This is a genomic window from Burkholderia sp. Se-20378 (genome assembly GCF_017104665.1).
Lineage (GTDB): Bacteria > Pseudomonadota > Gammaproteobacteria > Burkholderiales > Burkholderiaceae > Burkholderia > Burkholderia lata.
In genome coordinates this window covers 1-1,729 of record NZ_JAAGPG010000950.1, presented here as the reverse complement: position 1 = coordinate 1,729, position 1,729 = coordinate 1, and the positions used below count along the sequence as shown (strand labels likewise).

General features: G+C 70.8%; 4 protein-coding genes. All 4 read right to left on the bottom strand.

Annotation, left to right across the window (positions count from 1 at the left end; translation table 11 throughout):
* Positions 1–361 (bottom strand): anti-sigma factor (locus tag G3N93_RS39285; RefSeq protein ID WP_241026896.1); only part of this gene is annotated, 361 nt, incomplete at its 3' end.
* A complete protein-coding gene (locus G3N93_RS39280) occupies positions 358–873 on the bottom strand; it encodes a sigma-70 family RNA polymerase sigma factor (protein WP_174940717.1) in 516 nt (171 codons plus the stop codon). The genes G3N93_RS39280 and G3N93_RS39285, both read right to left, overlap by 4 nt.
* Before the next feature lie 27 nt (positions 874–900).
* On the bottom strand, positions 901–1,260 hold the full coding sequence (locus tag G3N93_RS39275; RefSeq protein ID WP_174940715.1) for a hypothetical protein: 360 nt from the start codon (positions 1,258–1,260) through the stop codon (positions 901–903).
* A 285-nt stretch (positions 1,261–1,545) separates the two neighbouring features.
* On the bottom strand, positions 1,546–1,729 hold a 184-nt coding region (locus G3N93_RS39270; protein ID WP_206135449.1), incomplete at its 5' end, for a hypothetical protein.

The following is a 1,729-nucleotide window of genomic DNA, read 5'->3' as shown; positions in this document are numbered from 1 at the left end:
CCGCGCGCGCTGCGAACGCCGGTTCGCGGTCGAACGCCATCCAGCCCACATGCAGCGCGATGCCGATCAGCAGCCCGGCCGCGAGCCCCGCGAACGCATAGGCGATCCCGCGCCGGCGCGGCGCACGGCGCTGCACGAACAGCGCGGACGCGGCGCCCGGCAGCGGGAACAGCGCCTGCAGCGCATCGCGCTGCGCCCGGTAATGCGCGAATCGTTCGGCTTCCTCCGGGTCGGCCAGCACGCGCTCGAGCACCTCGCGACGCTCGTGCCCGGACAGCTCGCCGTCCAGCAGCGCGGACAGCAGTTGCGCCGACGCATCGTCGTCCCGCTCGTTCGAAGGCTTGTGCGGATCGTCCATCATGTCTTCCCGATCACTCGTAGTGAAGCCGTGCCGTGCGCCGACGGCTCGTCCGAAAGCAGCGCGCGCATCTGCCCGCGCGCCCGTGCGAGCCGCGACATCACCGTGCCCACCGGGATGCCGAGCACCTCCGCGGCATCGCGATAGCTCAATTCCTCGAGCGCGACCAGCAGCAGCACCTCGCGCTGTTCGACCGGCAGCCGGTACAGCGCGCGCTGCACGTCGCGCAGCACCAGCCCGCCGATTTCGCCGGCCGGCGCGGCCATCGTCTGCCACGGCGCCGTTGCATCGTCGACCGCGATCTCGTGCCGCGCGCGCAACTGGTCGATGAAGCGGTGCCGCAGCAGCGTCAGCAGCCACGCGCGCAGGTTGCCGCAGTCGCGTGGCGGGCGATTCAGCGCACGCTCGAGCGTGTCCTGCACGAGATCGTCCGCCCAGGCCCGGTCGCCCGTCAGCGCGCGCGCATAGCGCGTGAGATGCGGCAACCACACCAGCAGATCCGATTCGTAGCTCATCGGGATGCCTCGCGCACCGCCGTGCGGTCACGGACGCGCGACGTGCCACATGCCGCCGATCCCGTCGCCGCCCGCGTCGCCGGGCTTGCGATCCAGCTTCCAGCGATACAGCGGGCGCCCGCGGTACGCCCATTGCTTGCTGCCGTCGTCGCGCGCGACGAGACTCAGCGCGCCGGTTGCCTTGTCGTACGCGTCGGCAAGCGCAGGCGGCCAGTTGGCCGCGCACGCGCTGTCGCACGCGCTCTTGCCGGGCGCATCGCGATCGAACACGTACAGCGTCATGTGCGCTTCGTCGACCAGTTTTCCGTCGCCGGCGCGCGGTGGTTCCGCGGCGGCCGGCCGCACGATTGCCGCCGACAGCGCGACGGCGACGAGTATCCGTTTCATGCCCTTTCTCCTTGGCACGGCATCGCAACACGGCGGCACCGGCCGGGACGATCGGCTAGGTCTCGACCATTATCCCGCCGGCCGGTGCTGCCGGGATTAGGTATGTAAACGGATGGAGGCGACCGGTTATTCCACGCTGGCCGGCGAGCGTCGGCAGCGGCCATTCATGCGACGAAAGAAAGCGAAACACCCAAAGACAACGCGGCATGACATTTCTGTCATGCCGCGTTGCGCGATCCGTTGCGCACGGCGGCCAATGCGGCGCCGCCGTGCGTGTCCGGCCGGTTACTTCGGCAGTGCGCCCGTCAGCGACTGGAGCAGCGACGACACCGGTGCGAGCGGGTTGCCCGGCGCGCTGTTGCCCGAGTGCGGCGTGACCGACAGGCCCGGCGCGGAGCCGAGTGCCGTGCCCACCGTCGTGCCGACCGCGTTGACGACCGTCGCCGTCGCGTTGGCGCCCGTCGTCAGC